The organism is Ochrobactrum sp. SSR (assembly GCF_030067775.1).
Classification (GTDB): domain Bacteria; phylum Pseudomonadota; class Alphaproteobacteria; order Rhizobiales; family Rhizobiaceae; genus Brucella; species Brucella teleogrylli.
In genome coordinates, this window is record NZ_CP125969.1 from 1,731,433 (window position 1) to 1,751,743 (window position 20,311).

A 20,311-nucleotide genomic window follows, 5' to 3' on the forward strand; every position below is an offset into this window, starting at 1 on the left:
AATGGGCGCCTACATCCTCCGCCGCTTGATCTTAATGATCCCGACCATCTTCGGCATCATGGCTATTTCCTTCGCCGTTGTTCAATTCGCTCCCGGCGGTCCGGTCGAGCGCGTGATCGCGCAGCTTTCCGGTCAGGGCGGCGACGCGCTGGACCGCCTTTCCGGTGGCGGCAGCGATTTCGGCCAGAGCGCGGTCGATAGCGGCTCGGTCAATTCGAAATATCGCGGCGCACAGGGGCTCGACCCCCAATTCATTGCCGATCTTGAAAAGCAGTTTGGCTTCGACAAGCCGCCACTGGAACGTTTCGGTCAGATGCTATGGAATTATCTGCGTTTTGATTTTGGGCGCAGCTATTTCCGCGACATCAGCGTCATCGATCTGATCAAGGAAAAGATGCCGGTTTCGATCTCGCTCGGCCTGTGGCTGACGTTTCTGTCCTACATGATCTCGATCCCGCTTGGCATTCGCAAGGCAATCAAGGAAGGCACGCGCTTCGATACATGGACCAGCGCGGTCATCATTGTCGGCTATGCCATTCCAAGCTTCCTCTTCGCCATCCTGCTGATCGTGCTGTTTGCGGGCGGCTCGTTCTTCGACTGGTTCCCGCTGCGCGGCCTCACCTCGCCCGACTTCGTGCAAATGTCATTCTGGGGCAAGATCGGCGACTATCTCTGGCACATGGTTCTGCCGGTCACGGCGCTGGTGCTTTCGGCCTTCGCCACCACAACACTTTTGACGAAAAACTCGTTTCTCGAGGAAATCCGCAAGCAATATGTGACGACGGCGCGCGCCAAGGGCCTTACCGAAAATCAGGTGCTTTATCGCCATGTCTTCCGCAACGCCATGCTGATCGTCATTGCCGGTTTTCCGGGCGCTTTCATCTCGGCTTTCTTCACCGGCTCGCTTTTGATTGAAACCATCTTCTCGCTCGACGGTCTTGGCCTGCTCGGCTACCAGTCGGTCATCAACCGTGATTATCCGGTTGTATTCGCCAATCTCTTCATCTTCTCGCTGATCGGTCTGCTCGTCGGGCTTCTGTCCGATCTGACCTATACGTGGATCGATCCGCGCATCGATTTCGACCGGAGGGACGTGTGATGACCGATGCCGCCCTCACCCCCACCGTCAAGCCCGTAAAGCGTCCATGGCTGTCGCCGCTGAACCGTCGCCGCTGGCAGAATTTCAAGGCCAACAAACGCGGTTACTGGTCGCTGTGGGTTTTTCTGTTCCTGCTCATTGCCGCCCTTTGCTCGGAATTCATCGCCAATGATCGCCCCATTCTCGTTTCCTACAAGGGCGAGTTGCTGGCGCCGGTCTTTGTCGATTATCCGGAAGAGAAATTCGGCGGCTTCTATGCGGTGACCGACTATCGCGATCCGGTGATCCAGGAAGAAATCGCCAATAATGGCTGGGCGATCTGGCCGCCGATCCGCTATTCCTACAACACCGTGAATAATGAAATCCCGGAAGCGGCGCCGTCCAAGCCTTTCTGGCTCTTTTCCGCCGAGGAACGTTGCCAGCGCTATCCGCAAGGCGTGAGCGATCCCAATTGCCGTTTCGGCAATTTCAACCTGCTAGGCACCGACGATCAGGCGCGCGACGTCTTTGCGCGCGCGCTTTATGGCTTCCGCATTTCGGTGCTGTTCGGCCTGATCCTCACCTTCTTCTCGGCCATCATCGGCGTGACGGCAGGCGCGGTTCAGGGCTATTTCGGCGGCTGGGTCGATCTGATCTTCCAGCGCATCATCGAAATCTGGTCGTCGATCCCCGTGCTTTATCTGTTGCTGATCATAGCGGCGATCCTGCCGCCCGGCTTCTGGGTGCTGCTCGGCATCATGCTGCTGTTCTCATGGGTGGCGTTCGTCGGCGTGGTGCGCGCTGAATTCCTGCGCGCCCGAAATTTTGAATATGTGAATGCCGCGCGCGCGCTCGGCGTGAAGAACGGCACCATCATGTGGCGGCATCTTCTGCCCAATGCCATGGTGGCGACGCTGACCTTTCTGCCCTTCATCCTCAACGGCTCGATCACCACGCTGACCTCGCTCGACTTCCTCGGCTTCGGCCTGCCACCCGGCTCGGCCTCGCTCGGCGAACTTCTGGCGCAGGGCAAGAATAATCTTCAGGCGCCGTGGCTCGGCATTACCGGCTTCGTGGTCATCTCGGTCATGCTGTCGCTGCTGATCTTCATCGGCGAGGCGACCCGCGACGCATTCGATCCGCGAAAGGCATTTCAATGAGTGGGTCAATGAGCGGATCCCTGTCCGAATCAGGCAATAAAACCCTGCTGTCCGTCCGCGACTTGTCGGTGGCCTTCCGCCAGAATGGCGAAGAACGCATTTCCGTCGACCGCGTGTCCTTCGACATTGCCGAAGGCGAAACTGTGGCACTGGTCGGCGAATCCGGCTCGGGCAAGTCTGTATCCGCTTTGTCGGTGCTGAAACTTCTGCCCTATCCGGCGGCCAGCCACCCTTCCGGTGAAATCCTTTTCAACGGCAAGGATTTGATGCAGGCCTCCGAGCCGGAATTGCGGCGCGTGCGCGGCAACGACATTGCCATGATCTTTCAGGAGCCGATGACCTCGCTCAACCCGCTGCACAGCGTCGAGCGGCAGGTCGGCGAAATTTTGCGTGTGCATCAGGGCATGGGCGACGCCCAGGCACGAGCACGCACGCTGGAGCTTTTGAACGAAGTGGGTATTCGCGAGCCGGAGAAGCGCCTGTCAGCCTTCCCTCATCAGCTTTCTGGCGGACAACGCCAGCGCGTGATGATCGCCATGGCGCTGGCCAACAAGCCGAAACTGCTGATTGCCGATGAACCCACCACCGCACTTGATGTGACGGTACAGGCGCAGATTTTGAAGCTGCTGGCCGAACTCAAGGCCGCGCAGGGCATGTCGATGCTGTTCATCACCCACGATCTCGGCATCGTGCGCAAGATCGCCGACAAGGTCTGCGTGATGAGCAAAGGCAAGATCGTCGAGGCTGGACCGACAACGGAAATTTTCGACAATCCGCAGCATCCCTATACAAAACATCTGCTTGCCGCCGAACCGAAGGGCGAGCCGCCCGCTGCCGATCCGGCAGCGAAAACGGTGATGGAAGGCAAGGATATCCGTGTCTGGTTCCCGATCAAAAAGGGGTTCATGCGCAAGACCGTCGACCATGTGAAGGCAGTGGACGGTATCGATGTCAATCTGCGCGCCGGTCAGACACTCGGTGTCGTCGGCGAATCGGGCTCTGGCAAGACTACGCTCGGCCTTGCCCTTTCGCGCATGATTTCATCAAAAGGCGATATCCACTTTGAAGGGCGCGATATCGCGAAATTCAGCTTCAAGGACATGCGTCCGCTGCGTCGTGAAATGCAGATCGTGTTTCAGGACCCGTTCGGCTCGCTCTCACCGCGCATGACCATTGCGGACATCATCGCCGAAGGTCTGCTGGTGCATGAGCCGAAACTCTCGGCAGACGACCGCGATGCGCGTGTCGTCTCGGCACTTCAGGAAGTGAACCTCGATCCCGAAACCCGCTTCCGCTATCCGCATGAATTTTCCGGCGGCCAGCGCCAGCGCATCGCCATTGCGCGCGCCATGGTGCTGAACCCGCGGTTCGTGATGCTGGATGAGCCGACCTCGGCGCTCGACATGAGCGTGCAGGCGCAAGTGGTCGATCTTTTGCGTGGATTGCAGAAGAAGCATGATCTCGCCTATCTTTTCATAAGCCACGATCTCAAAGTGGTGCGGGCACTGGCCAATGATGTGCTGGTGATGCGCAACGGCAAGGCGGTTGAATATGGTACGGCGAAGGACGTCTTCGCCAATCCGAAGACCGACTATACCAAGGCGTTGATGGCGGCAGCCTTCCATATGGAGGCGCTAGTGGAGTGAATTTGACATTTGGACACCGCCCGACCGATACGCAGGTTCAAATGTCAAATTCAAAACTCCACTAGATACAGAATTGATAAGTGGTCCTTTGATTCCGACATTTGCTCGGAGCTAAAGGCAATTGAAGGCAAATGTCGGAATCGGACCACTTGGGGAGGAGTGAGGCAATGACCACGAACAACGACAAAGGCAATATTCTTCTGGCGATCACCGATTGGGATCCGGAAATCTGGCTGAAGACATTCAAGGACAATGCGCCGGATCGCCCCGTGGTGACCGAGCGCGCCGAGGCCGATCCTTCCGTCAAATACGCGCTCGTATGGAAGCAGAAGCCCGGCTCGCTCGCCAATCTGCCCAATCTGAAAGTCATCTTCTCGCTTGGCGCTGGCGTGGACCATGTGTTCCGCGATGACCGCATTCCCGATGTGCCGCTGGTGCGCATCATCTCCGACGATCTGACCATGCGCATGACCGAATATGTGGTCTGGCAGGTGCTGGATCATCACCGTCTGGGCTCGCGCTATCGCAAGCAGCAGCAGAACCATGTCTGGCACGAAGATCGCCGCCAGCCTGCCGCCCATGAGGTGACGGTTGGCATTATGGGGCTTGGCGTGCTGGGTCGCGATGCGGCTGAAAAGCTGACCGCGCTCGGTTTTAACGTGACCGGATGGAGCCGCCGCCCTCAGGAAATCAAGGGCGTCAAAACCTATCACGGTCGCGACGGCTTTGGCGCTTTCCTCAAGACCGCCGATATTTTCGTCTGCTTGCTGCCGCTGACGCCGGACACCAAGGGCATCCTGTCCATGTCGATGTTCGCGCAGTTGAAAAGCGACGGACCGTTCGGCGCGCCGGTATTGATCAATGCCGGACGCGGCGGCTTGCAGAACGAGGCTGATATTCTGGCCGCGCTCGACCGTGGGCTGCTTTCGGCAGCAACGCTCGATGTGTTCAATCAGGAACCGCTGCCGGCCACCAGCGCGCTCTGGGATCATCCGCGCGTGACGATCACCCCGCACGCCGCCGCAAGCTCGTCAGCGACCGCGCTGGTGCCGCAGATCATCCGGCAGATCGAAGCTTTCGAGCGCAATGGCACGCTGGAGCATATCGTCGACCGCAACACGCAGTATTGATGTTGATATTCGGCTTGATCGGCAGCTACCGGCTGCCGGTCATCTCACCGCCTATCCCTGCACGATTTCCTTGCGCATGGTGATGGAGGTCGTGCGCGTATAGCCGGGATGCGCCGTTTCCGCGATCTTGCAATAACCGAGCTTTTCAAACACTGCCCGGTTGCGCGTCAGTTCGATACGCACCTGCAATTCAATCGCCGGCTTGCCCGTCGCGATAGTTTCGGCCTCCACACAATGCATAAGGGCGCGCGCGATCCCTTGCCCCTCGAAAGCAGGCGCAACGGCCAGCTTGCCGAGATAAAAGCTGTCGCTTCCTTCTTTGATGAAAACGCAGCCTACCAGTTCTTCGCCGATCAGGGCGACAAAGCCGATTTCATCGCTGGCCTTTTGTTTCAGCCCTTCCGCGGTCAGAAGATGCGCGGAAGACGGCGGATCGATCACGCCGTCCATATAGGCAAAGCTGTCGCGGATGAGTTTCAGAAGCTCGTCCCAGCGGGCGAAATCCTGAGTGATGGGTACGATACGGGGCGTGGTCATTTGGGCGTGCGCGCCTTGTAGCGAATGGTCTCGAAGCGGACATTCAGCGCATTATAGAGCAACAGGCGACCGACCAGCGGCTCGCCGATGCCGATGACGAGCTTGATGACCTCCATCGCCTGCAAGCTGCCGATCACGCCCGGCAACACGCCCAGCACGCCCGCTTCCGCGCAGGTTGGGACGGTTCCCGGCGGCGGTGCTTCCGGGAAGAGATCGCGATAGGAGGGATGTGGCGCGCCATCTGGCCCCGTCAGATAGGGCATCAGGACCGTCACGGTTCCATCGAAACGGCCCATCGCGCCTGTCACCAGCGGGCGCCCGACCTTGGCTGCCGTATCCGCCAGCACATAGCGTGTCGTGAAATTATCGGAACCGTCGACGATCACATCGTAAGCGGCAATGAGCGCTTCGGCATTGTCCGCACTGAGACGCAGGGCGTGGCCTTCGACCGCCACATGCGGATTGATGCGCGTAATGGCGCTTCGCGCGCTCTCGACCTTTTGCTGCCCGACGCTTTCCGTGTCGTGGATGACCTGACGCTGCAGGTTGGACAGCGAAACCGTGTCGTCATCGACGATGCCAAGCGTTCCTATGCCCGCTGCCGCCAGATATTGCAGCACGGGCGCGCCGAGACCGCCAGCGCCGACGACCAGCACGCGGGCCGCCTTCAGCTTCTGCTGGCCGGGACCGCCGACTTCCGGCAGCACGATATGGCGCGCATAGCGTTCAAGCTCTTCGGACGAAAATGGTCTGGATGGTGCATTCATGATGGTCACAACATAAGCCGCCGCGACGATGCTGTCAGCGGATATTTTAGCTCTTGGTGAGGACGCCGCCTGCGACACTGAAAAACTGCGCATCGCCGCCAAGCGTATCGAACAGCGCCCTGTCGGTTCCGGTCATGAAGGCCTGTCCGCCGAGATCATCGAGAATGCCGAACAAGGCGGCACGACGACCTGAATCGAGATGCGCGGCGATTTCGTCCAGAAGGAGAATCGGGGCCATGCCGGATAATTCGCCGGTCAGGCGCGCATGGGCGAGGATAAGACCGATCAGCAATGCCTTCTGCTCCCCGGTCGAACAAAGGGCGGCAGGCATCGCCTTCGGCCGATGCTGCACGATGAGGTCGGTGCGGTGCGGCCCGTCCAGCGTGCGGCCAGCCGCTCGATCCCGGCTGCGCCCGTCACGCAAGTTGCGGCGGAAATCCTCTTCCAGATCGAGCGCCGCCTCAACGCCGATCCGCTGTTCCAGCGAACCTTCCAGAAAGCAATCCGCCTTCGGGAAAGGACCTTCTGCCGGCAACCGTTCGATCATGGCTGCAATCAGCCGCATGGCTTCCGCCCGCGCTGCGGCAATGGCGGTGCCAAGCTCCGCCATCTGACTTTCAATGGCGTCGAGCCACTGGTCGTCATTATTGCCTTCGCTCAAAAGCCGGTTACGGCTGCGCATGGCCTTCTCATAATCGAGCACACGCTTGCCGTGCCCGGTATCGATGGCGAGCACCATGCGGTCGAGAAAGCGCCGCCGGTCCGACGCGCCACCGGTGAAAAGCCCGTCCATGGAAGGAACGACCCAAAGAATGCGGGCATAATCGAGCAGCTCGTCGCCAGAGGCCGCAACGCCGTTGATGCGAACCTTGCGCCCGCCTTCTCCGCCGCCTGCAGTTCCAGTGCCGATTTCTGCTTCGCCGTAAATCATGCAGTCGAGCGTTGCGTGGATGGCAAAGCCGTCATGCGCGACAGTTCGCGCCACATCGTCATAGGAGGCCCGGCGAAGGCCGCGCCCCGGCGACAGAAAGGAAAGTGCTTCGATGAGATTGGTCTTGCCCGAACCGTTCTCGCCCGTCAGCACCACATGGCCGGGACCAAGCGGCAGCGAGAGTTCCGCATAATTGCGGAAATCAGTCAATTTAAGCCGCCGGACCGAAACCCGGTCAGGGCGGCTCGTTATATCGTCTTTTATATCCACAATTGGGTTCTTTAAGAGACCTCTTCCAGCGAGATGCCGTGGCTGTCGAGATTTTGGTTATGGTGAGCCGAAAATGGCGGGATTTGAGAACCGGAGCGGAGTGTACTTCACCGCATAATCCCGAAAAGTTGCTGACTTGTCGGGATTATGCGTCGAAAAATGCCACGTGAGCACCGGAAGCGAAATATCACGCCATTTGCAGGCCGCCAGAGCCTGAAGATCGATAGCTCTTAGACGCGCATCGGCATCAGGACATACAGCACATCTTCGTCGCCGGTGTCGCGCACCAGTGTAGGCGAACCGGCATCAGCCAGCATGAAGACAGCATCCGAGCCGGAAAGCTGGCTGGTGATGTCCAGCAGATATTTGGAGTTGAAGCCGATATCCAGTGGATCGGAATCATAATCCGCTGCCAGCTCATCCGTAGCGCTGCCCGGATCGGGATTATTGACCGTCAGCGTCAACTGGCCATCGGCGATGGAAAGCTTGACCGCACGGCCACGCTCGCTCGAAATGGTCGAAACGCGGTCCACCGAAGCGGCGAATTCCTGGCGTCCGATGGTGAGCTTCTTGTCATTGCCGGAAGGAATGACGCGCTGGTAATCCGGGAAGGTGCCGTCGATGAGCTTGGAAGTAAGCACCACCGAGCCGACCGTGAAGCGGATCTTGGCATCCGACAGTTCCACTGTCGCCACCACATCCGGAGCGTCAACCAGCTTTTGCAGTTCGGCAACCGTCTTGCGCGGGATGATAATGCCCGGCATGCCTTCCGTGCCCGATGGCGCTTCCAGTTCGGCACGCGCCAAACGGTGACCGTCGGTCGCCACGGCGCGCAGCTTCAGAGCGCCGTCGCTTTCAATGGCATGGAAGTAGATGCCGTTCAGATAATAGCGGGTTTCTTCCGTCGAGATCGCAAACTGGGTGCGGTCGATAAGGCGCTTCAGCGCCTGCGCTTCGATGCGGAAGGAATGGGTGAAAGACCCGGCTGTCAGTTCCGGGAAATCCGACTGCGGCAGGCACTGGAGACGGAAGGACGACTTGCCGGAAATGACCGACATGGAACCGCCATCCGGATTAGTCGACAGCATGACTTCCGCGCCATCGGGAAGCTTGCGCACAATGTCGTAGAGAAGGTGTGCCGGAACGGTCGTCGCACCCGCCTGCTCGACCATGGCGGCGGTTGCTTCATTCACTTCGAGGTCGAGATCGGTCGCCTTGAGGGCAAGGCTTGCGCCTTCGGCCTGCAAAAGCACGTTCGACAGAATCGGAATCGTGTTGCGACGCTCCACGACGCGGTGGACGTGGTTGAGAGATTTGAGAAGGTTCGATCGCTCTAGGGTAACACGCATGTTCAAACGCACTCGCTCGCTGGGACCAGGGCGCTTGCATCTGACGGGCAGCGGCCCTCGTCGGTACGGCGCCAGAGGCGCCAGAAAGGTCCGTTAAAGTGGCAGATTTTTAAGGAGAAAAGCAAGCCCGCGCCGTGCCGTAATGCGACAGGGCCCGGGCTTTTTGTTGATAACCGCGGTTGATAGCGGGGAAGCTCTCCAACACGACCGTTGCATTCTTCGTGAGGCCGGGCTGCAACGAGCAATTTCCTGCGCTCCGGTGCTCACGTACCTTTAAGTACGCTCCGCTCCGTTGCTCGAAAATCACCCGTTTCGCCATGGCCTGACGAATTTGCAACTGTCGTGTTAATCAAGCCGCCTGATCGTTGATGAGGCGCTTCAGAAGCTCCAGTTCCTGTGCCAGCTTGGTGTCGGCACCCACCAGATCTTCGATCTTGCGCACAGCGTGCAGCACGGTGGTGTGATCGCGTCCGCCAAAGCGGCGGCCAATTTCCGGCAGCGAGCGCGGCGTCATCATCTTGGCGAGATACATCGCCACCTGACGCGGCTTCACGATGGTGCGGGTACGACGATTCGAGAGCAGATCCTGCTTCGAAACATTGTAATGGCGCGCCACGATGCGCTGGATCTCCTCGATGCGGATGCGCTTCGGTTCACCTGCGCGGGTCAAGTGACCCAGCAGCTCATCCACGCGGTCGATCGACAGATTAGGCTCGAAAGACTGGCGGAACAGAAGCTGGTTGAAAGCACCTTCCAGCTCGCGACCCGATCCGGTGACGGTGCGGGCAACATGCGAGAGAATCTCGTCGCCAATGTTGAGGCTCGGATCTTCGACCTGTGCCGTGTTCAGACGACGGCGCAGCATTTCAACGCGCATGTCGTAATCCGGTGCGGCCACTTCAAGCGCGACGCCGCCCTGCAGACGCGAACGGACGCGAACGTCGAGCGATTCCAGTTCCGACGGTGCACGATCAGCGGCAACCACGACCTGCTTGGCGCTGTCGAGCAGCGTGTTCAGGAGATGGCAGAACTCGTGCTGAATGGACTTGCCCTGCAGGAACTGCATGTCGTCGATGACCAGAAGGTCGATGTCGCGCAGCTGCTCCTTGAAGGAAAGCGCATTGTTGTCACGGATCGCGGTCGCAAAGCGCCACATGAAATATTCAGCTGTCAGATAAACGACGCGGGCCTTTTCCTGACGCTGCAACGCTGCCGCTGCAATGGCCTGGAGAAGATGCGTCTTGCCGAGACCGACCGAGGCATGGATGAAAAGCGGGTTGAAGCGCACGGCGCTGGAACCGGCTTCCGCAATGGTGCGGGCGGCAGCAAGCGCCACGCGATTCGATGCGCCATCGACGAAGCTGTCGAAGGTGTAGCGCGGATCAAGCGGCGAACCGAGAATCGAGCCCGAAGCGGCAGCCGATTCTGCGACCACGGCGGAGCCGCGCTTGTCGCCGATATGCTGACCGGCAAAGGACTGGCCGACCGGGAACATCATCTTTTCGCGCGGCGCCACGACCGGCTTGGTTTCAGCCGATTCTGCCGTTTCTGCGGGAGCGGCGCTGCGAACCACACGGTTCATGCCGCGCACCACGACTTCGACCTTCAGGATCTGCGCGTTTTCTTCCTGCCAGAGTTCGGTCAGGAGTTCGGAATAATGATTGTTGATCCAGGAGCGCAGAAAAGCGGTCGGAACCGACAGACGCACAATGCTCTTGGAAATATCGTCAAGTTTCAACCGGCCAAACCAGCTCGAATAGATTTCGCTGCCCACGCGGGCTTTCAGCTTTGCCGTCAGGCGCTCGAAAGCCTCTTCGCTAACCGCAGCGTCCACGTTCGTCAGGCTCTTGTCATTGCCGGTAGCAGAAGATCCATGGATACGGTTCGCATGTGCATCATCACCCATCGTTGCCGTCGCCTTGCCGCTCGTCATTGCCATCGCTCGCCTGCCTTCACATTCGTACGCGCCATTTTCCGGCGCTTGTCATTTTTTCCAGCTCGTCGTTCCGGATCTGTCGTCCTTCAACGTCGGCGGTACTCATTCATACACTCAGACCCGCAAACATCCGGGCCAAACACAAACTCAATCGAACCCAACAGGTCCCAAACCGAAATACTCCTTTCCGGTTACCCGCGCACGACTCATACAACTGTTCACCGAAGGCTGATTGCCCGGAACCCCTTCCACGACAACCACTCAATTGCCCGCCATCTGTCCAAAACGACTTTCCGGTTAATGGCCAGTTAATGGCCCGGTCATTGAATGATAAGCAATCGCCTGAAAGAAAGAGGACCTTGGAGACCAGAAAATAGCGCCCGCGGATTGAACATCCACGCTGACATTCGACAGCAATAAGCGCTAACTCCGGGCCGGTGGCCCACCCCTCTTGATGAGCTGACTTTAGCGAAGGGCCGGCGCAAAGAGCAAGCCTGAGATTGCCAGTTTTTTTTTCATAAAACCCCTTGCATAGGGCCGTGCGACAGACAGGGAATCGGACGCCAGCGAATTAACACCTTTGGATTCAAGGCATTTTCCACATGGTCAAATTAGATGGTCCTGATCTGTTCCGCCTGAAAAATAAATTTTAAAATTCTGCTTGACTCAAACGGCCTTCCGAGTCCCGCCAACCCCCTGTGGATAACTCCGTTGGAATCTCCGCAAATGATTGAAATTACAATTGAAAATTACCCAATCATTGCTTTTGGAAACCTCGGAAACTGGCCTTTTCACATTGAAAAAACTGCGAAAAAATGGCGACCTCTCCTTGCGCAGTCTTTTGGCAGAAACCTGAAAAAAAAGAAAACCCGGCTAACAATGAGCCGGGTTTCGAAATTTACATATAAAAATAGGCGGCAATTAGGCGTTGAGTGCCTTCACGCGCTTGGCAAGACGAGACACCTTGCGAGCAGCAGTGTTCTTGTGCACGACGCCCTTGGAGGCTGCGCGCATCAGTTCAGGCTCAGCAGCCTTGAATGCGACTTCCGCAGCCTGCTTGTCGCCGCTCAGCAGAGCGTCTTCCAGCCTGCGGATGAAAGTGCGAACGCGCGAGCGGCGCGACTTGTTGATTTCGGTGCGGGCAGCGATCTTGCGCACTGCCTTCTTGGCCGAAGGAGTATTGGCCATAAATGCCTCTCTTTTTCTGTCAGCTAGCCAGGGGCTTAAACCGCCGGGCACAAAACCTCTAGGGCAGCCGAAATCCCTAGAAATCCCGGGAAGGCCGCCGATCCGTGGGCGGGCTTATAGATCAGCTTTGCCCTCACGTCAACGAGGATTCTGCCTCAACCGCCAATCAAAAAGCCGGATTTGCGCCTGCGCGCGGGCTTTTCGGCCCTTACAAGGGGCCATCATACCGCATCGGGCAACGGTAATGGCTGCCCGATGTGCTGTCAGTCTTATCGATTCTTGAAGCTTGGCGTGCGCTTGTCGATGAAAGCGGCCATGCCTTCCTTCTGGTCTTCCGTCGCAAAAAGCGAATGGAACAGGCGGCGCTCATAGCGCAGTCCTTCGTTCAAGGTCAATTCGTAGCTGCGATTGACGGCTTCCTTGGCCATCAGCACGGACGGACGCGAGAAGGAGGCGATGCGCTCGGCTGCCTTCAGCGCTTCTTCCAGCAAGACTTCCGGCTCGACGACCCGCGAAACGAGACCCGAACGCTCGGCTTCCGCTGCATCCATCATGCGGCCCGTCAGGCACATATCCATGGCCTTGGACTTGCCGACAAAACGGGTCAGGCGCTGCGAGCCGCCCATGCCAGGAATTACGCCCAGCGTAATTTCCGGCTGGCCGAACTTGGCATTGCTGCCCGCGATGATGAAGTCGCACATCATGGCCAGCTCGCACCCGCCACCCAGCGCATAGCCGGAAACGGCGGCGATGATCGGCTTGCGCACGCGGTCCACCTTCTGCCAGTCGGCGAACATATCCTGCAGATAGGCATCGACGAAATCGATCGACTGCATTTCCTTGATGTCGGCACCCGCCGCGAAGGCTTTTTCGGAACCGGTCAACACCACGGCGCCAATCTTGTCATCGGCGTCGAAAGCCGAGAGCGCATCCGTCAAATCATCGAGCACTCCCCGATTGAGCGCATTGAGCGCTTGCGGGCGATTGATGCGGATAAGCCCGACATTGCCGCGCGTCTCGACGATGATCGTTTCATAAGCCATGGAATTCTGCTCCTCCTTCATCAGGCATCGCCGTCCGGTTCAGGCCCCTATAAGGCCGATACCATGACAGCTTCAATTTCCGGGCGGCAAGGTGAACCGGCCATCCCCGTTTGGCAAGGTCTTATGTCTGGCACGAGGCACAGAAAAAAGTCGAACGTCCCGCCTGAACCGCACGCTCGACCACGCCATTGCAGGCGGGATTGCGACACGGCTCCCCTTCCCGCCCATAGACCGAGAAGGAATGCTGGAAATAGCCGAGTGCGCCATCGGCCTGAATATAATCCTTCAGGCTCGATCCGCCCGCAGCAATCGCCTCCGCAATCACTGTGCGGATATCGCTCGCCAGACGCTCCATAAGTGCTGCATCGTCCGCCACGGCCCCGGCTGCCCGCATGGGCGACAGGCCGGAACGCCACAGCGCCTCGCAGACATAGATATTGCCGAGACCGGCGATCAGCCGCTGATCGAGCAGCGCTGCCTTGAGCGGCGTGCGCCGTCCCTGGAACAACTCCGCCAGTACCGCCCCCGACAGAAGATTGCCGGTCGGTTCGATCCCGAGGCCGCTCAGAAACGGATGCGTATCGAGCGCGCCTTTTTCCGCAAACAGCATGAAGCCGAAACGGCGCGGATCATTATAGATGATGCGCGCGCCCGAACCGCCCGACCGCAACAGGTGAAACACCACATGGTCATGGGCGCTGTTCTTCGAACGCTCATGATGGAAGGCACCGGGCGTATCGGCATCGTCGTCGGCCTCGATGCGAAACGAGCCGGACATGCCAAGATGGCTGATGACGGACAGGCCGTCATCGAGGTGAAGCGTGAGATATTTCGCACGGCGACCGAGCGCCTCGATACGATGACCGGTCAGACGCTCGACAAAATGCTCCGGGAATGGAAAGCGGAGATCGGGTCTGTTCTGATCGACCTTTTCGATGGTTGCGCCTTCCATGAAGGGTTGCAAGCCGCGGCGAACGGTTTCTACCTCGGGCAATTCTGGCATGAAAACAAATCCTGAAGGGGGCGGTTTGGCCTTTCCTTCTATATGTTGGGTTTTATCCGCATTGCCAAGCACTACAGTTGCATTCTTCGTGATGCCGGTCTGCAACGAGCAATTTCCTGCGCTCCGGTGCTCACGTACCCTTAAGTACGCTCCGCTCCGGTGCTCGAAAATCACTCGTTTCGCCGCGGCCTGACGAATTTGCAACTGTAGTGCAAGGGGTAGAGCCAAGACACGGGTTCAGCAACCGCTGCAGGGAATGGTGTTGGTATAGCGCGGCGCGAGGTAATAGGTCTCGCTCATCGGTATGCTGGTCGATATCCAGGAGTTCAGCGGCCTGTAGTCCAGTTCGACGTCGACCTTGATGAAATAGGCATCGCTTGCGACCAGCGCCTCGGGAAGATCGGTCTTGCTGCCAGCCAGCGCCGCGAAATTTGCGACATTGGCGCGCGACCAGTCAACAGTCACGGAATAGGTGCTGGACGACTGCGCCTTGGTGACCTTGATGGCTGTCACCCTGATCTTCGGGCTTGTCCGGCGATAGGGCAAAAGCGACGTGCTGCCGATGGCGAACATATCGTCGATATCCGTGGCTTTGACGGATATCTGGCGCGTGACCAGATCGGCAAGGCCACTCGCGGACCGCGACACCTTCTTGTTGACGTCGAGACCATCGGCCAAATCGGTGGAGCCCAGATAAATCAGGAGCAGAACCGGGACGATCAGCGCGAATTCAACCGCGCCGACCGCGCGCTTGTCGCGGAAAAATCTTTTCAACAACCGGGATAATGCTGTTCGCATGGCGATATAGGTCCAGTCCGGGCCACAACCCGATATTCGTCGTCAGTTTGGAAACGGCTCGTTTTGCCATGTCAGCGTGGAGAATAACGGCATAGTGCCGCTCTCAGCATCGGCGCTATCGGTCATGTAGAGAATGTTGGTCAGAACCGGCCAGCGATAAAGCACATTGAGCTGGTTGATGGTCGAGGTGCCGTTGGTGCCGGTGATGCCGGTGCGCGACAGATAACCTTTGTCCGTCAGAATGTCGCGGTTCGGGACCGAGGCAAAGCCGGAATATGTTCCGAGATTGAATGACAACCCCTCGCAACCGGTTTTCACCATGAACTGGATCTGATCGCAAAGCATGGTCTGGATTCTGGTCTGCGTGAGATCGCTTCCCCGGACCTGCCCGGTCTGGATCTGGCGCGCCACGTTCTGCGTGGCGTTCCACAACACCTGTCGGGCGGTGAAATTCATGCCTGTTTCAATGATCGAAAAGACGATGAGGAGAAACGGGATGATCAGGAGCGTGAATTCAATGGCCGTGACGCCGTCTCGCGCCCGACCGAACAGCCGCAACTGACGGACGGCGGCCTGCAACCGCAGCCGTCCTTCTCCGCGCCTTTGACGGAAATCCATGAATGCCATGCCCCACCCAAACCCGCCGGTTCAAACAATGGCGCATGATTACATCAGGACAACCTGAAAGAGTATTAACGGCGCAGGCCGGATTTTAGAGAGGGGTGTTATTTATCGTCGCCGGTCTTGGTGGACGCCTTTTCGCAATAGGGTGTGCAGGACAGCGTCTGCACCTCTGCCTGGCGATAAACGCGCATGGTGCCGCGCGCATTGCTGGAAACGACGAGTTCCCGGTCGATGATCGGCTCGCCGTTCTTATCCATGACAACGATATTGGTAACGCCAAAATCCTTGCCGGTCAGCACGATGGTCTGGGAATCCTGCACCACTGCATCCGCAATGGCGGGATTGCCGATCACTACCGTGTCGGCGGGTCGGGCCAGACGAAGGATGCGCGCCTGACTGGTTTCCAGCTTGATATATTCTTCCGCCTGCGCAGCCTGAAGCCCTGCTGAAACCAGCATCATTGCGGCCAAAGCAGATGCCTTCCGCAACTTTTCCGAAGAGAAAAACCGATGCGCCACTCTACGACCCCCGTAATATGCCTAGCAAATAATGAAGAGGATTGGTGAAGGAAGCATTAAGCCGTCCGCCACGCCCGCCTAGTGGTCTGATTCCAACATTTGCTCCCTCGGTTCACGCGCTGAGCAAATGTTGGAATCAAAAAGACCACTAGCAACTATATGTATCTAGTGGATTTTTCGAATTTGACGTTTGAAACAGCGTATGTGTCAGCCGGGATTCAAACGTCAAATTCAATCCACTAGCATGCGAGAGCGGCGAGCCAATCGACAGGAAACGCTTCATTAACCCTGATTATTAAGGGCCCAACAATGCGTGTCGATTATCTTTCAGCCATCCGAACAGAGCGACGGCCATGATGGGGCAGCCGTCTTCGGAGAGGTGAAGGAGCGTACAATGCCGACATTGATGACGCGTTTTTTGAAGAACCGGGCCGGTTCCACAGCGATTGAATATGCGCTGATCGGCACGCTGGTTTCGATTGCGATCGTCAGCGGCGTGGCGCTCATGGCCGGCAGCGTCGGCGAAAAATTCGACAGCGTTGCCACGAGCTTTCAGAACGCGACCAACGGCCAATAACACTTATTGAAGGGATCGGGGGATTCGATGGTCATAGCGGCGCTGATGACGGCGATATTCGTGGCGGCGATGGTCACGGCCATGGTCACCGATCTTCTGTCGATGACCATTCGCAACCGGGTTTCGATTGGGCTCGCCGCCGGTTTCATCATCCTTGCACCGTTTTCCGGTCTTGCCCTTGCCGATTACGGCTGGCATCTGCTGGCAGGCGGGCTGATGCTTTGCATCACTTTCCTGCTCTTCTGCCTGCGCACCATGGGCGGCGGCGATGCAAAAATGATTGCAGCAACCACATTGTGGTTCGGCTTCAATCCGGGGCTGGTGGATTATGTCATCAAGTTTTCGCTGATTGGCGGCGCCCTCACGCTTCTCATCATTCTTTACCGCCTGATGCCGCGCCCGGCGCATGCGGATCGCTATGCCTTTTTGGAACGGCTGTCGCACAAGGATGTCGGGATTCCCTACGGTATCGCTTTGGGTGCTGCCGGTTTGTGGAGCTTCCCGCTCTCACCCGTTGGCCAGACCATGCAGTCGATTTTGTTCGCTCCCGCGTAACGGCCAGCACGAAATTGCCCTGCGGAACTTATATTTCTTAATACGAATAAGATTATATTAACCATAATTACACGATTGCCAGTGCAATTTTGGAACACGTCGTTCGGACGTGGGGACTTGCACGGGGCGCATCATGAAATCAGCTCGTCTGCTCATTCTTGGGGTAGCCGTCATCGCTGCTGGCGGTGCGGGCTATATCGCCATGAATCTGGCGGCACCGCCGCCAGCGCCGGTCGTGGTTGCGTCCGAAACCCCACAGATCCAGCTGGAAGAAGTGCTGGTCGCCACGGAAAACCTCGGTGTCGGTGCTGAACTGACCTCGCAAATGCGCTGGCAGTCATGGCCTGCCGAAGCGATATCCGACGGCTATATCACCCGGTCCAGCGAACCAGACGCGATCAATCAGCTCAATGGCGCAACCGTCAGGCTGCAACTTTTCCCCGGCGAACCCATTCGCAAGGTGAAGCTGATCGGCCCCGGACAGAGCTTCCTCTCATCAATCCTGCCGCCCGGCATGCGTGCGGTTGCGACCCAGATCAATGCCGAAAGCTCAGCGGGCGGTTTCATCCTGCCCAATGATTTTGTCGATGTCATCATGACCCGTCGGAAGCCGGACAATGCAACCAGCACCTCCATCGCGCCTTTCACGACCGAAACAGTGCTGCAAAATGTGCGTATTCTCGCCATTGACCAGACCATTCAGGAAGACGAACAGGGCCGCAAGGTCATGGTCGGCCAGACCGCGACACTGGAACTGACGCCCGATCAGGCGGAAATCATCACCGTCGCCCAGCAGATGGCCGACCGGTTGACCCTGTCCCTGCGCTCCATGCACGATGCGGAAGACAAGGACATCAAGCAGGCCGACTATCTGGTTTCCTCGCCGACGCGCAGCGGAACCGTCAAGGTCATCAAGTCCGGCAGCATTACAGAAGTAGGACCGCGCTCATGAAACAGGGAAAACGCGTGCGCCCGTATTTTGCCAAATCCGCCCTCATTGCCGCAAGCCTGGCACTTTGCGCCCAGCCTTTCTTCGAAGCGCCTGCCATGGCAGCGGGTGGCGTCGTCAAGGTCGGCGCACAGGGCCGCGCCCAGCGCATCGCGCTTGGTCTCAACAAATCGCTTGTGCTGGACCTGCCGCAGGACGCCTATGACGTTCTCGTCTCCAATCCATCCATCGCGGATGCGGTCACGCGCACATCGCGCCGCATCTATCTGTTCGGCAAGCAGGTCGGGCAGACGAATATCTTTGTCTTCGGCCCGAATGGCGAACAGATCGCCTCGATCGATGTTGAAATCGAGCGCGATGTCAGCAGCCTTTCGACGCAATTGAAACGTCTCGTTCCAGGTTCCGATATCCGGGTTGAACTGATCAACGACAACGTCGTTTTGACCGGCACGGTTCAGACGCCACAGGATTCGGCGCAGGCCGCAAAGCTTGCAAGCCTTTTCGTAACCGGTGGTGAGGCCACGACGGGCCAGTATTCGACGACCGCTTCGGCCCCGACCGATGGCGGCGGAGTAGCAATCGACAATCCCGATGCAGGGCGGCGCACCAGTAAAGTGGTCAATATGCTCACCATCGTTGGGGAAGATCAGGTCACGCTGAAGGTGACGGTGGCCGAAGTCAGCCGCACCGTCATGAAGCAGCTCGGCGTCAATATGACGGGCAGCGGAACCAGCAACGGCATTTCTTATGGCGGCATTTCGGAAAGCCTGCCCGGAGCCATTGGCGATACCCTGTCAAATACTGGCTTCGGTCTCGCAACCAGCAATTTCTCTGCCTATCTGCGCGCGATGGAAACAGCAGGCGTCATGAAGACGCTGGCCGAACCGACGCTGACTGCGATTTCCGGCGAAAAAGCTGCATTCAATGTGGGCGGCGAATATAATGTCATCAACAGCGTCACCTATGACGATGATGGCAAGCGCACCAACCAGCTGGCCAAGATCAACTATGGCATCGGACTGGAGTTCATGCCGGTGGTGCTCGGCCCGGGTCGCATCAGCCTGAAGATCAGAACATCGGTTTCCGAACCCACAACGGAAGGTTCCTCATCGACCAACCAGGCAGACGGCCTCGGCGCGAGCATTCTGTCGCTGCGCAAACGCGTGGCAGACACCACGGTGGAGTTGCCATCCGGGGGCTCGATGATGATCGGCGGCCTTATCCGCGATGAAGTGCGCCAGTCGGTTTCCGGCTTTCCGGGTCTTACCAAGATTCCCGTCCTCGGCGCGCTGTTCCGCAGCAAGGACTTCATCCGCAACGAATCCGAACTGGTCGTCATTGTGACGCCTTATCTCGCTCGCCCGGTGGCGCGGCAGCAGCTTGCGCGCCCCGACGACAATCTTAATCCGGCCAGCGATGGCGCCGGTTACATTCTCGGCAAGGTCAACCGCGTTTACGGGACGATGGAGACCAAGCTGCCGCCCGGCCGTTACAACGGCGTTGTCGGGTATATCTACAAATGAGCGGGGAAACGGGAATGACAATCCGGGGCAAAAAGGTTTCCATCAAGTCGGCGATGCTGGTTCTGTCGGTCGCGCTTCTGGCCGGTTGCGCCAACCGACAGCACGTGACCGTCGGCGCATTGCCTGACGATTACCGCACCAATCATCCCATCACGATTGCCGAGCGCGAGCAGGTGACGGATATTCCGGTCGGCAGCGCCGATAGCCGGCTTAATACCATGCAGCGCGGCATCGTGCAGAAGGCCGTCGCCAACTATCGCTATAACGGATCGGGCATGGTCTATGTGCTGGTTCCAGCTGGTGCAGCCAATCAGGCTGCCGCCTATCGCCTGAGCACGGAAATCTCCGCAGCGCTGCGCAAGGGTGGCATCAAGCAGACCAATATCGCCATTGAAAACTATCCCGTTCCATCACCGGATGCCGCAGCGCCGATCCGCATCAGCTATTATGCGATGACGGCTGGCACGACGCCTTGCGGTCGCTGGCCGGACGATATTGCGACCACGCCGGAAAACAAGCATTACGCCAATTTCGGCTGCTCGATGCAAAACAATCTCGCAGCTCAAGTCGCCAATCCAGCCGATCTTCTGGGGCCGCGCGCTTCCTCTCCAATCGATTCCGACCGCACGACGGAACGCCTCAATGGCGATCAGGGCTACACGAAAATGTCGACTGCGCAGACGGATAATTGGCAAGAACCCCGCAGCGAACAGGCAAATTACTAAGAGG

20 protein-coding genes are annotated in these 20,311 nt (G+C 58.2%); 9 read left to right on the forward strand and 11 right to left on the reverse strand.

Annotated features, from left to right (window positions below; genetic code table 11):
- Position 1 precedes the first annotated feature (1 nt).
- The 4 genes from QLQ11_RS08155 (at position 2) to QLQ11_RS08170 (ending at position 5,014) form a co-directional block, all read left to right on the forward strand.
- A complete protein-coding gene (locus QLQ11_RS08155; protein ID WP_109368061.1) occupies positions 2-1,099 on the forward strand; it encodes a microcin C ABC transporter permease YejB in 1,098 nt (365 codons plus the stop codon).
- Positions 1,099-2,238: an ABC transporter permease gene (locus QLQ11_RS08160; protein ID WP_109368060.1), complete on the forward strand. Its 1,140-nt coding sequence runs from the start codon at positions 1,099-1,101 to the stop codon at positions 2,236-2,238. Before QLQ11_RS08155 ends, QLQ11_RS08160 begins: the two co-directional genes overlap by 1 nt.
- Positions 2,235-3,884, forward strand: coding sequence for an ABC transporter ATP-binding protein (locus QLQ11_RS08165; RefSeq protein ID WP_109368059.1), 1,650 nt, complete (start codon positions 2,235-2,237; stop codon positions 3,882-3,884). The genes QLQ11_RS08160 and QLQ11_RS08165 overlap by 4 nt, the downstream gene beginning before the upstream one ends.
- A 167-nt stretch (positions 3,885-4,051) precedes the next feature.
- Complete coding sequence (locus QLQ11_RS08170; RefSeq protein ID WP_109368058.1) at positions 4,052-5,014, forward strand: glyoxylate/hydroxypyruvate reductase A; 963 nt, start codon at positions 4,052-4,054, stop codon at positions 5,012-5,014.
- Positions 5,015-5,065: 51 nt separating this feature from the next.
- Here the strand turns inward: QLQ11_RS08170 and QLQ11_RS08175 are convergent, their stop codons facing one another.
- From QLQ11_RS08175 to QLQ11_RS08225, 11 genes are all read right to left on the reverse strand, one after another.
- Positions 5,066-5,551: a GNAT family N-acetyltransferase gene (locus QLQ11_RS08175; RefSeq protein WP_109368057.1), complete on the reverse strand. Its 486-nt coding sequence runs from the start codon at positions 5,549-5,551 to the stop codon at positions 5,066-5,068.
- Entirely contained in the window at positions 5,548-6,318 is a 771-nt protein-coding gene (locus QLQ11_RS08180) for a molybdopterin-synthase adenylyltransferase MoeB (protein WP_109370134.1), read from the reverse strand. Before QLQ11_RS08180 ends, QLQ11_RS08175 begins: the two co-directional genes overlap by 4 nt.
- Before the next feature lie 46 nt (positions 6,319-6,364).
- Positions 6,365-7,519, reverse strand: a complete 1,155-nt coding sequence (gene recF, locus QLQ11_RS08185) for a DNA replication/repair protein RecF (RefSeq protein ID WP_124915151.1) — start codon at positions 7,517-7,519, stop codon at positions 6,365-6,367.
- A 230-nt stretch (positions 7,520-7,749) separates the two neighbouring features.
- Positions 7,750-8,868, reverse strand: coding sequence for a DNA polymerase III subunit beta (gene dnaN, locus QLQ11_RS08190; RefSeq protein ID WP_371835852.1), 1,119 nt, complete (start codon positions 8,866-8,868; stop codon positions 7,750-7,752).
- Between the two features lie 349 nt (positions 8,869-9,217).
- A complete protein-coding gene (gene dnaA, locus QLQ11_RS08195) occupies positions 9,218-10,801 on the reverse strand; it encodes a chromosomal replication initiator protein DnaA (protein ID WP_109368053.1) in 1,584 nt (527 codons plus the stop codon).
- A gap of 924 nt (positions 10,802-11,725) precedes the next feature.
- Positions 11,726-11,992 (reverse strand): 30S ribosomal protein S20, encoded by a 267-nt coding sequence (gene rpsT, locus QLQ11_RS08200; RefSeq protein WP_109370133.1) that lies wholly within the window; start codon positions 11,990-11,992, stop codon positions 11,726-11,728.
- Between the two features lie 269 nt (positions 11,993-12,261).
- The gene (locus QLQ11_RS08205; protein WP_283736005.1) at positions 12,262-13,035 is read right to left on the reverse strand and encodes an enoyl-CoA hydratase; all 774 of its coding nucleotides are present in this window, start codon (positions 13,033-13,035) and stop codon (positions 12,262-12,264) included.
- 121 nt (positions 13,036-13,156) lie between these two features.
- On the reverse strand, positions 13,157-14,038 hold the full coding sequence (gene mutM, locus QLQ11_RS08210; RefSeq protein ID WP_109370350.1) for a bifunctional DNA-formamidopyrimidine glycosylase/DNA-(apurinic or apyrimidinic site) lyase: 882 nt from the start codon (positions 14,036-14,038) through the stop codon (positions 13,157-13,159).
- Between the two features lie 237 nt (positions 14,039-14,275).
- On the reverse strand, positions 14,276-14,812 hold the full coding sequence (locus tag QLQ11_RS08215; protein WP_235858897.1) for a TadE/TadG family type IV pilus assembly protein: 537 nt from the start codon (positions 14,810-14,812) through the stop codon (positions 14,276-14,278).
- A 66-nt stretch (positions 14,813-14,878) separates the two neighbouring features.
- Complete coding sequence (locus QLQ11_RS08220; protein WP_235858896.1) at positions 14,879-15,463, reverse strand: TadE/TadG family type IV pilus assembly protein; 585 nt, start codon at positions 15,461-15,463, stop codon at positions 14,879-14,881.
- 98 nt (positions 15,464-15,561) lie between these two features.
- Positions 15,562-15,921: a pilus assembly protein N-terminal domain-containing protein gene (locus QLQ11_RS08225; RefSeq protein ID WP_109370131.1), complete on the reverse strand. Its 360-nt coding sequence runs from the start codon at positions 15,919-15,921 to the stop codon at positions 15,562-15,564.
- Positions 15,922-16,291: 370 nt separating this feature from the next.
- On the opposite strand from QLQ11_RS08225, the gene QLQ11_RS08230 reads away from it, so the two are divergent.
- From QLQ11_RS08230 to QLQ11_RS08250, 5 genes are all read left to right on the forward strand, one after another.
- Entirely contained in the window at positions 16,292-16,555 is a 264-nt protein-coding gene (locus tag QLQ11_RS08230) for a Flp family type IVb pilin (protein WP_235858895.1), read from the forward strand.
- A 27-nt stretch (positions 16,556-16,582) separates the two neighbouring features.
- Positions 16,583-17,110, forward strand: a complete 528-nt coding sequence (locus QLQ11_RS08235) for a prepilin peptidase (RefSeq protein ID WP_109370129.1) — start codon at positions 16,583-16,585, stop codon at positions 17,108-17,110.
- Between the two features lie 133 nt (positions 17,111-17,243).
- Complete coding sequence (cpaB, locus tag QLQ11_RS08240; protein WP_109370128.1) at positions 17,244-18,062, forward strand: Flp pilus assembly protein CpaB; 819 nt, start codon at positions 17,244-17,246, stop codon at positions 18,060-18,062.
- Positions 18,059-19,582, forward strand: a complete 1,524-nt coding sequence (locus QLQ11_RS08245) for a type II and III secretion system protein family protein (protein WP_109370127.1) — start codon at positions 18,059-18,061, stop codon at positions 19,580-19,582. The genes cpaB and QLQ11_RS08245 overlap by 4 nt, the downstream gene beginning before the upstream one ends.
- Positions 19,583-19,596: 14 nt before the next feature.
- Positions 19,597-20,307, forward strand: a complete 711-nt coding sequence (locus tag QLQ11_RS08250) for a CpaD family pilus assembly protein (RefSeq protein ID WP_109370126.1) — start codon at positions 19,597-19,599, stop codon at positions 20,305-20,307.
- Positions 20,308-20,311 lie beyond the last annotated feature (4 nt).

Excerpts from the sequence above, each read along its gene's own strand:
- QLQ11_RS08205 (WP_283736005.1), bottom strand. The coding sequence starts at position 13,035 with ATGGCTTATGAAACGATCATCGTCGAGACGCGCGGCAATGTCGGGCTT.
- QLQ11_RS08250 (WP_109370126.1), top strand. The coding sequence starts at position 19,597 with ATGACAATCCGGGGCAAAAAGGTTTCCATCAAGTCGGCGATGCTGGTT.
- QLQ11_RS08165 (WP_109368059.1), top strand. The coding sequence starts at position 2,235 with ATGAGTGGGTCAATGAGCGGATCCCTGTCCGAATCAGGCAATAAAACC.
- dnaA (WP_109368053.1), bottom strand. The coding sequence starts at position 10,801 with ATGACGAGCGGCAAGGCGACGGCAACGATGGGTGATGATGCACATGCG.
- rpsT (WP_109370133.1), bottom strand. The coding sequence starts at position 11,992 with ATGGCCAATACTCCTTCGGCCAAGAAGGCAGTGCGCAAGATCGCTGCC.
- dnaN (WP_371835852.1), bottom strand. The coding sequence starts at position 8,868 with ATGCGTGTTACCCTAGAGCGATCGAACCTTCTCAAATCTCTCAACCAC.
- QLQ11_RS08220 (WP_235858896.1), bottom strand. The coding sequence starts at position 15,463 with ATGGCATTCATGGATTTCCGTCAAAGGCGCGGAGAAGGACGGCTGCGG.
- QLQ11_RS08160 (WP_109368060.1), top strand. The coding sequence starts at position 1,099 with ATGACCGATGCCGCCCTCACCCCCACCGTCAAGCCCGTAAAGCGTCCA.
- QLQ11_RS08225 (WP_109370131.1), bottom strand. The coding sequence starts at position 15,921 with ATGATGCTGGTTTCAGCAGGGCTTCAGGCTGCGCAGGCGGAAGAATAT.
- QLQ11_RS08245 (WP_109370127.1), top strand. The coding sequence starts at position 18,059 with ATGAAACAGGGAAAACGCGTGCGCCCGTATTTTGCCAAATCCGCCCTC.
- QLQ11_RS08180 (WP_109370134.1), bottom strand. The coding sequence starts at position 6,318 with ATGAATGCACCATCCAGACCATTTTCGTCCGAAGAGCTTGAACGCTAT.
- QLQ11_RS08175 (WP_109368057.1), bottom strand. The coding sequence starts at position 5,551 with ATGACCACGCCCCGTATCGTACCCATCACTCAGGATTTCGCCCGCTGG.
- mutM (WP_109370350.1), bottom strand. The coding sequence starts at position 14,038 with ATGCCAGAATTGCCCGAGGTAGAAACCGTTCGCCGCGGCTTGCAACCC.
- QLQ11_RS08170 (WP_109368058.1), top strand. The coding sequence starts at position 4,052 with ATGACCACGAACAACGACAAAGGCAATATTCTTCTGGCGATCACCGAT.
- QLQ11_RS08235 (WP_109370129.1), top strand. The coding sequence starts at position 16,583 with ATGGTCATAGCGGCGCTGATGACGGCGATATTCGTGGCGGCGATGGTC.
- QLQ11_RS08155 (WP_109368061.1), top strand. The coding sequence starts at position 2 with ATGGGCGCCTACATCCTCCGCCGCTTGATCTTAATGATCCCGACCATC.
- cpaB (WP_109370128.1), top strand. The coding sequence starts at position 17,244 with ATGAAATCAGCTCGTCTGCTCATTCTTGGGGTAGCCGTCATCGCTGCT.